This window comes from Nitrospina gracilis 3/211 (assembly GCF_000341545.2).
Taxonomy (GTDB): domain Bacteria; phylum Nitrospinota; class Nitrospinia; order Nitrospinales; family Nitrospinaceae; genus Nitrospina; species Nitrospina gracilis.
In genome coordinates this window covers 2,172,643-2,181,029 of record NZ_HG422173.1, presented here as the reverse complement: position 1 = coordinate 2,181,029, position 8,387 = coordinate 2,172,643, and the positions used below count along the sequence as shown (strand labels likewise).

Sequence of the window (8,387 nt, the reverse complement as noted above, 5' to 3'; positions counted from 1 at the left end):
CGGTTATGTCGTTGATATTAACGCCGTCGATCAGGATTTCGCCTTTAGTCACAGCAAAAAACTTGAACAACAGATCCACCAGAGTGGTCTTTCCAGCACCGCTCATCCCGACAATGGCGAGCACCTCGGATTTTTTCACTATCAGGTTGATATCCTTCAATACCATCGTGTCTCGCGTCGGGTACTTGAACCCCACGTTTTTATACTCGATACGATCAGTAAACTCCTTAAGCTCGATGGTTCCGTCTTTGGCCTTTTCTTCCTCTGTATCCAACACAGAAAAAACGCGTTCCGCAGCGGCCACTGCCTTTTGCGAATCCGTATAGGTTTTGAACAGGATACGCATGGGATCGTACATCATGAACATACCAAGCACGAACGCGAAAAACGCGCCCTGGGTGATTTCTCCTTCCAGCACCTGGAGCCCCCCGAGCCAGAGCACCGCAGCGCCGCCCAGTACCGCCAGCACCTCCATCATTGGGGATGTGAACTCGGTATACCGCACATCCTTTTTCATGATTTCCAGGAAATCCTCGTTGTGCCTGTTAAGTTTCTTATTTTCCTGATCCTCAAGTCCGAATGCCCTAACAACTTTAATGCCGGAAATCGATTCCAGCATGGTGGAATTGATATCCGCCAGCAGTTCCTGCCCGCGCCTCCCCAGCTTTCTCAGCTTTCTTGCTACGGTGGCCGTAGGAAGTATGGCGATGGGAATGATGAAGATGGCAATCAAAGCCCAGTCCCACTTCAACCAGAAAACCCAGAACAACAGACCGAAGAACATGACCACGTTTTGGATTGTGTCCTTGATGTATTTGGTGAGCGAAAGCAACATGGCATTGACATCGTTGACCAGCCTCGACATCAATTGCCCTGTAGTGTCTTTTTCAAAAAAACCATAGGGCAACCTGTGAACGTGTTCAAACATTTCCTGTCGTATGCGCGCCACCAGTTCCCAACCGATCTGGTAAATGATGACACTTTGCAGGTAGCGCAGTCCGCCTTTCACGACATAGAGGGCGATGACGATGAGTGGCAACATCTTCAGCATGAAGTAATCTTTTTCAACAAAGATTCTGTCGAATGTTTGCTGAACAAGGGGAACCGGTGATGTTGACAGCGCACCGACGCAGATGGACGTCAGCAAAGTCAATATCACTTTACCCTTGTAGGGGGTGAGGTAGTGGGCCAGTCGCTTGTAAATATTTACCTTTTCCATTATCAGGAGGATGGAGGAAGGAGAATTCCTTTATCGGGATCACAAAAAAACCCCTGGCCGTTGACGTGTCATCAACGGACAGGGGCTTTGTCTGCGTGGATTCAACGATTGCAACTCGGTGCAACGCCTTTCGAAATAAATCCTGAAAATTTCAGTTTCTATTTCTTTTGCGGCAGAAAGTCATCCAGAGTCGCCCCGCTGTTGATCATCTCGGTCATGACCTTGATAGACTCTTCGATGCCTTTCTGGCAGGTTTCCAGATCAATCTCCGTCAGGTTGAAATGATTGGCGTAGTCAAGAACCCGCTCGCGAGTGTTTTCGCGCATGAAGCCCTGCGGAACCTGTTCGATCCGCTGGATGGCCTCTTCGGTCCAGACAAACCGGCTGGGATCGACTGTGCCCTTGGAAAAGTTTTTGCCTTCAAACGGATGGAGGTCACCGTAAACCCTGAGATTACCGTTGCCATTTCCATTACCATTCCCGTTCTTCCCATTGGCGGGCGCGTCGGAAACGGCGGCTTCTTTTCGACCGTCGGCTTTCTCGTTGAGAATTTTTTCAGCAAATGCCTTGGTGATCGTGTCGACTTTCTGGATGCGCGCGTTTTTCTCGATACGCGCATGAGCCCGGCGGCGCACATGACCTTGCGGAAACGTCTCCACCAGATCCTGAGCTTCCTTCGTCCATGTAACCTGCGTGGAATCGAAAGTGGTCACCGTGGTGGAATCGCTCTGCTCTTCCTCATCCGCCTTGTAATCGGACATATCCACCGGAACCAGGGCGCTGCCTTCGGCCCCGCAGACGCTGCACTTTACGGTACCGACACCCAGATAGGTCGAGCAGCTGGAACACTTGAGGGTCTTGGTCTCATCAACCTGCGCACCTTCTTCAGCCTGAACCTTGGCGACCTCTTCCGCGTATTTCTTTTCGAGGTCGCGCTGGCGGTCTTCGATCATGCCTTCCAACGGGTCCTCGCCCCTCGCCATCTTGTCGCGCATCTGGTCGCCGATGTTGTACATAGCCTGCATGGCGCCGGCGGGGAGGATGGTTTCACACGCTTCGGTAATGACGCTGGAGGTGATCATGCTGTGACCCCGCTCGAGTGCGTAACGGAGAATCGCGGCGGTGGCCATGGGGCGAACGAAGCCCGGGATTTTCTTGAGGCGCTCTTTGGCCTCGGCGGTCCACTCGATGCTTTCCTCCGCCTGCATGTCCACCGGCGGCTTGTACACTTTGCTGGAGAGCAGGACGTTGCACGGAACGAGGCGCAGGAGGTTTTCGGTGTTACCGCCGATATCCATGTCCTCCGCGCTGTGAACCCCAATGCGGCCCAGGATGAGCATCCAGGGGTTCTCTTCGCGGGCATACTGGAGAACTTTCTCGAACACCTTGCCATCCAGCAGACGGGCGGTGCATTCAAGCCCCTCATCTTCCACGATCTTGCGGGAAACCTCGAGATGGGACTGATAAATCTTGGCCAGTCCCTTGTCGATGATGTCCTCGTGCAGTTTTTCCTGCTGCTCGAATTTGAACACCTTGGCAGCGTCTTTCGAAAGAACGCCGGTGAGGCTGTTGAACATGGCGTAGTGGAAGTAAGGATCGAAGGTGGAAATGACTTCCAGCGGGCGGCCGGTTTTCCGGGCCAGGTCGATACCCGTTTTCAGGCCGCCGAAAGCATGGCCGCTGCCGTCCACCGCAACGACAATCTTGCCGCTCGACGGTTTCTCGCCATGAATCGCAGGCACGTTCTTCACAATCAGGGTGTCGGTATTGACCCGCCGAATCACGCGCTCGGCCACCGTTCCGATCTGGCTGTCCTTAATGGCGCCCAACCCCAAGGCCCCCAAAATAACCAGGTCATACTTGGATTCCTTGATATCACGCACCAGCTCGATCCAGTTACGGCCTTCCAGAGACTTGCCAATAAACGGAATATTGCGGGCCTTGCACTTGAATTTAGGCACATCAAGATAAGAATCCGTGATGACCTCCATACCCTTGGTAATCAACTGGTCATGGATCGCCCGCTGCTTTTCAAGCTCCTGCTCGTCCTGATATTCTTCCGGCAAGCCGCTTTCCATCTGGCGGAAACGGACGTCATGCATCTTCGCCGCATACACATGGCTGGAGATGATGGTGGCATCGGTATCCTTGGCGAATTCCAACGCCAGGTCGATGCATTCGTTCGAATAGTCGGAATTGTCGACCGGAACGTAGATATTTTTAAACATGGGGTTCTTTTCTCCCTGAAATTACCTGTGTGGCAAATTTGGCTACGGAAATTATATAGATAAGGACTTATTCTGTCTTGGCTTAGAGTCCCAACCAATGCGAGTCATACCTGCACAGCGCGGATCAAAAATTAGTGCAAATTCTAACAAAAAAACAGGGACTGTCAACTGAAAAACCCCAATGTTTTTAAAAGCTCCGGAGACATTGGGGGAGTCTCACAGGGGGGTCGGAAATCACCTTATCTTAGTGTAGACGAATTCCTGATCTTTCTCCCGGCTTTATTTTTTATTTTACCCCTCCACAACGCAGAAGAACCCTTTAAAACACGGCCGGTTCCAATTTTTCGTTCTGCATTGGCAAAGGGATATGGTATATAATCGAAAAATCGACCGGGGTGTGGTGTGATCGCTGGCCACCGATGGTTACGACACCGGTAGAATGACCGGTGATGCCACCCAGATTCCCCTCATTTGGAACCGCCCTAATTGACCATTTTTCAAACGATTGCCCGCGTTCCGGGACCCGACCCGCAGGCGCGAGGTGTGCAGGAGGAAAATTCGATGCTGTTTTCCACCAAAGAGGATCTTGTTTACCACATGCAGGGAGCAGCCTCTGTCAACAATGGCCTCATTCATCTGGAAAACGATGACCGGTTGCGGGGCCAATGCCTCGATTCTCTGGTTCATAATGCGGTGCTCAACCCCAATCCGGAGTTGAAAGCCCTTTCCCGGTTCGCCATCAAAAGCCTGGCCCGCCAGCTGAAAATCGTACCCGCTTCCATTCAGGGACTGTACGAAGCCCGGGGTGCCGGTAAAAACAAAGGTTACACGGTTCCTGCCATCAACATCCGGGGTTTGACCTACGAAACCTGCCGGGCCATTTTCCGCACCGCCCAGGCTTGCAACTCAGGAGCTTTCATTTTTGAAATCGCCAAATCTGAAATTGGCTACACCCACCAGCGGCCCCACGAGTACGCCTCCGTGGTCCTGGCGGCCGCCATCAGGGAAAAATACCAGGGCCCGGTATTCATCCAAGGCGATCATTTTCAGGTGAACGCCCAGAAATACCATGAAAATCCCAACAAGGAGATCAACGGCCTCAAATGTCTGATCGAAGAAGCCCTTTTGGCCGGCTTTTACAACATCGACATCGATACCTCGACCCTGGTGACGTTGGAACCGGAGGATGTGAAGGAGCAACAAAGGCTCAATTTTGAAGTCGGGGTAGAACTCACCAAGTTCATTCGTGACCTGGAGCCCGAAGGGGTGACGGTGTCCGTGGGCGGGGAAATCGGCGAAGTCGGCAAGGAGAACAGCAACGAAAACGAACTCCGTGCCTACATGGACAACTTCAACGAAAACCTGGCGAAAGCCAACCCGAATTACAAGACCATCAGTAAAATCTCCATCCAGACCGGAACCGAGCACGGCGGTGTGCCGCTGGCCGACGGCTCCGTCGCCGATGTGCAACTGGATTTCGAGACGCTGGAGAACCTTTCCCGGATCGCGCGGGAAGATTATCATCTGGCGGGCGCGGTTCAGCACGGGGCCTCCACCCTGCCCGCGGAAATGTTTCACAAGTTTCCGGAACTGGAAACCGCGGAGATCCACCTGGCCACCAACTTCCAGAACATGATTTACGACAGCGCACACTTTCCGCAGGACCTGAAACAGGAAATCTATGAATACCTGCGAAAGCAGTTTGCCGAGGAAAAGAAACCCAACTGGACCGACGAACAGTTCATTTACAAGACGCGTAAAAAGGGTTTCGGCAACCCATACAAGGAACGGTTCTGGAACCTTCCGGAAGACATCAAAACGAAAATCGGCGACGAACTGGAGGAAAAATTCCATTTCCTGTTCGACAAGCTCAACGCCAAAAACACCGATCCGTATGTGAAGGAATCCGTCACACTCACCGCTCCGGAACCGAAACTGGACGACGAGTTGAAGTTCGCCTGATCCGTTGAACCATACATAAAAACCTTCCGGTCATTCGAACCGGAAGGTTTTTTCTTTTTTGGGTTTTTCCAATTGCCGTTTACTGCGAAATCACGCTAACCGGCGTGGCCTGGCGGTTCTTGATCTGATCGATTGTGGTCAGCACATCGTCGGGAACGGATTCCGTGTTGTCGCTCGACCGCACCAGGATGATCGACCGGGCAATGCGCGGGTTTCCAAACAGGGTCTTGCCCGCCTCCACCACTTCCGACTTCCTCAACCCCTTAACCGCTTGCAGCAGTTTTTCCTTGAAGAGGAAATCTCCATCTTCCTCCGTAGCAAAATAATACAAGTCATTCGCCACCGCGCTGATGCTGTCGCCTTTTTTCTGCAATGACACGATCATGCTTTTTCGGTGCCTTTCGAATTCCTCATCCGAAAGGTTATCCAGAAGGTCTTCGGCCTTTTTCATCCACTCTTCAACACGATTCTGCAGTTCAAACGGACTGTAGTTGGAAGACTGTATGATCATCTTAAAAAAGAGCCGTTCCTCCAGCCGGTTTTCGAAACTCCAGACAATGTATCCCAACTGCTGGTTGGTGCGCATCTGTGTGTAAAAGTCGCTTTCCACGATAGACGCAACCAGCGACAGCTTGGCCTGCCGTTTCATGTCGCGTTCGCCGACCTGCAGGGTGTAATACAAGGCGTTGTTGTTGTCCTGAACCTGCTTGGAGAAGCGCACCGTTTCACCCGGCCGCAGCACCGCCACTTCTTCTTTATAACGCTGGTCTTCCGGCAACGGCATACCGGACAATTCCGCAAGCAGGATGTTCACACTGCTTTTGACATAATCCTCGGTCCAGTTACCGTGAATCAGGCCGGTCACGTACACACGCTCATAAAGTTTCTTCGAATAGGCGCGCACGTCCTCCAGCGTCACCGACTCCATTGCCGCCAGCATTTCCTCCTCCGTGTATTGCTTTAACTGCCACAACTGGCGATGAAAATACGAGGCCCGCATGTAAGCTTGCCCCAGCTGACGGTTGCGGAGATCCCGCAAAACCGCTTCCTTGATGTTTTCGAATTTCTGATTGCTGACCTTGATGGTTTTCATGTTTTTCGCAACCAGCTTGATCAGGTCGTTGATACGTTCCGTGTACCCGCCCACCGAAAGCACCATTCCGGACTTTTCTATATCCAGGCTGTAAACCAGTCCTGCCAGGCTGATGGGATACGTCAACTCGTTCAACCCTTCGTGGATGGCGAGATTGTACAATTTTGACAGCGCCAGGTTTTCCACCGTGTCGTACACGTACGGCGTTTCGATTTTGTAACGAATATAAACTTTAGGCTGTTTGAATTTGTGATCATACTGGAACCAGACCTTGGCGAACTCGTCATCACGAACGAGGGACGGGGTTTCCTCCACCATCTCCAGATTGTAGGGAACGAAATCGTTTTTCTCCGGGTAACCCATACCCTTTGGCTCGGGCGGATGAACCAGCCGGTCATATCCTTCACCCGCGACTTCGGCCAAAGCATATTCCGTACCGAAGTACTTTTCCACCTTACCGGTCTCCACGTTCTGGCTCTTAAGCACCACCAGCATGTTTTCGGGGGTCAATGTATTCAACACAGCCTGGTAGGAATCCGGATCGTACTTCTTGAAGAGGTGCGGCAATTCCTCCACTTCTTCCAATTCATAGTCCTGCATGAGCGCCGCCTTGCCCGCCATGAATCCCATACCTTCCTGCGGACTCTTCCATTCGAAGTCGATCTCCGCCATCGCCTGCGTTTCATCAAACGTGTATTTTTCAAACTCGGTCTTTTTGAGCATCTCTATGTAGGAGAACACCACTTCCAGGACCCGCTCGTATTGTTCCAGTCCTTTCGGCGTCAGGGAAACGCTGATGCCAAAACTGGACAGGTTCGGATGCGAGTACCCGCCGCCCGCCGACAGGCCCAGGGCCAGGCCCTCCTTCTTCAATTTCGAAAGAAGCGACCCATTCCCCTCGTGCCCGATCACCGTAGCCACGATGGAAGCAGGTTTGCTTTCTTTATGCTCGGCCAGATTGATCGTCGGAAACTCCAGGCTGAGCGAACGGATGTCCTTGATGGTTTTGATTTTCAACAGGCGGTATTTACCGTCAAGGGGAGGACGATAATCCGCCGGGACCTCCGGCAGCGTTACCGGATGATCCGGAATGTCCGAGAAAAGTTTCCTGATCAGGCGTTCCTGCTCCACCAGGGTTAGCTTGGAAAGCACGGCCAGACGCATGATGCGCGCAGAATAGTATTTTTTATGAAATTCAAGGAGAGCCGGCCGATTGTCCCCGGCCAGGGTCTCGGCGTTGCCGATCCCGAAGTGCCTTATCGGGTGACCTTCCTTTGCGATCTGGTTGGTCAGGTGGCTGGCCCGCCAGCCATCCTGCAATTTATTCTTTTCAAATTCATTGTTCACCGCCTGCACTTCACGCTCGGCGTAGGTCTTGTCGAACAGGGGGGCCCTGAAAAAATCGGCGAAGCGGTCAAGCGCTTCGGAAAATCCGTCGTGGCTGACCTGAAAAAAGTAATTGGTGATGTTATCGCCCGTGTACGCGTTGCTTCCACCGGAATGCGCGGTAAGAAAATCCTTGAAAGACCCCACCTCCGGATATTTTTCCGTACCCAGAAACAGCATGTGCTCCAGATAATGCGCAAGACCCTGCTTGTCCTTCGGGTCGTAGAGGTGCCCCACCCCGACGGAAAGCGCCGCTGCACTGCGGTCCACGTCCGGGTCGCTCATCAACAGCACTTCAAGGTTGTTTTTCAATACCAGGGTCTTGGTCACCCGGTTGTCCATTCCTGCATACGCGGAAACGGTGGAAAGAAAAACGAGCAGGGACATCAAAATTCCAAAAAGGATTTTGACACGTTGCATCATCACAAAACACCTCCGGAGAACCCGTTGGGGGGAATGAATCCGCTTGTAATCAAACGGGAAGAACAAAGACGTTCGA

General features: G+C 52.4%; 4 protein-coding genes. 1 reads left to right on the top strand and 3 read right to left on the bottom strand.

Annotated elements, in window-relative coordinates; genetic code table 11:
- Both TX82_RS10325 and TX82_RS10320 read right to left on the bottom strand, forming a co-directional pair.
- On the bottom strand, window positions 1-1,219 hold a 1,219-nt coding region (locus tag TX82_RS10325), incomplete at its 3' end, for an ABC transporter ATP-binding protein (RefSeq protein ID WP_042251060.1).
- Window positions 1,220-1,377: 158 nt separating this feature from the next.
- Window positions 1,378-3,447, bottom strand: coding sequence for a universal stress protein (locus TX82_RS10320; protein WP_005010124.1), 2,070 nt, complete (start codon window positions 3,445-3,447; stop codon window positions 1,378-1,380).
- A 561-nt stretch (window positions 3,448-4,008) separates the two neighbouring features.
- On the opposite strand from TX82_RS10320, the gene TX82_RS10315 reads away from it, so the two are divergent.
- Window positions 4,009-5,409: a class II fructose-bisphosphate aldolase gene (locus TX82_RS10315; RefSeq protein WP_005010122.1), complete on the top strand. Its 1,401-nt coding sequence runs from the start codon at window positions 4,009-4,011 to the stop codon at window positions 5,407-5,409.
- A gap of 79 nt (window positions 5,410-5,488) precedes the next feature.
- Here TX82_RS10315 and TX82_RS10310 read toward each other — a convergent pair whose 3' ends face one another.
- Window positions 5,489-8,275 carry an insulinase family protein gene (locus TX82_RS10310; RefSeq protein WP_237100716.1) on the bottom strand — a complete coding sequence of 929 codons (2,787 nt, stop codon included), beginning with the start codon at window positions 8,273-8,275 and terminating at the stop codon, window positions 5,489-5,491.
- Window positions 8,276-8,387: the final 112 nt, after the last annotated feature.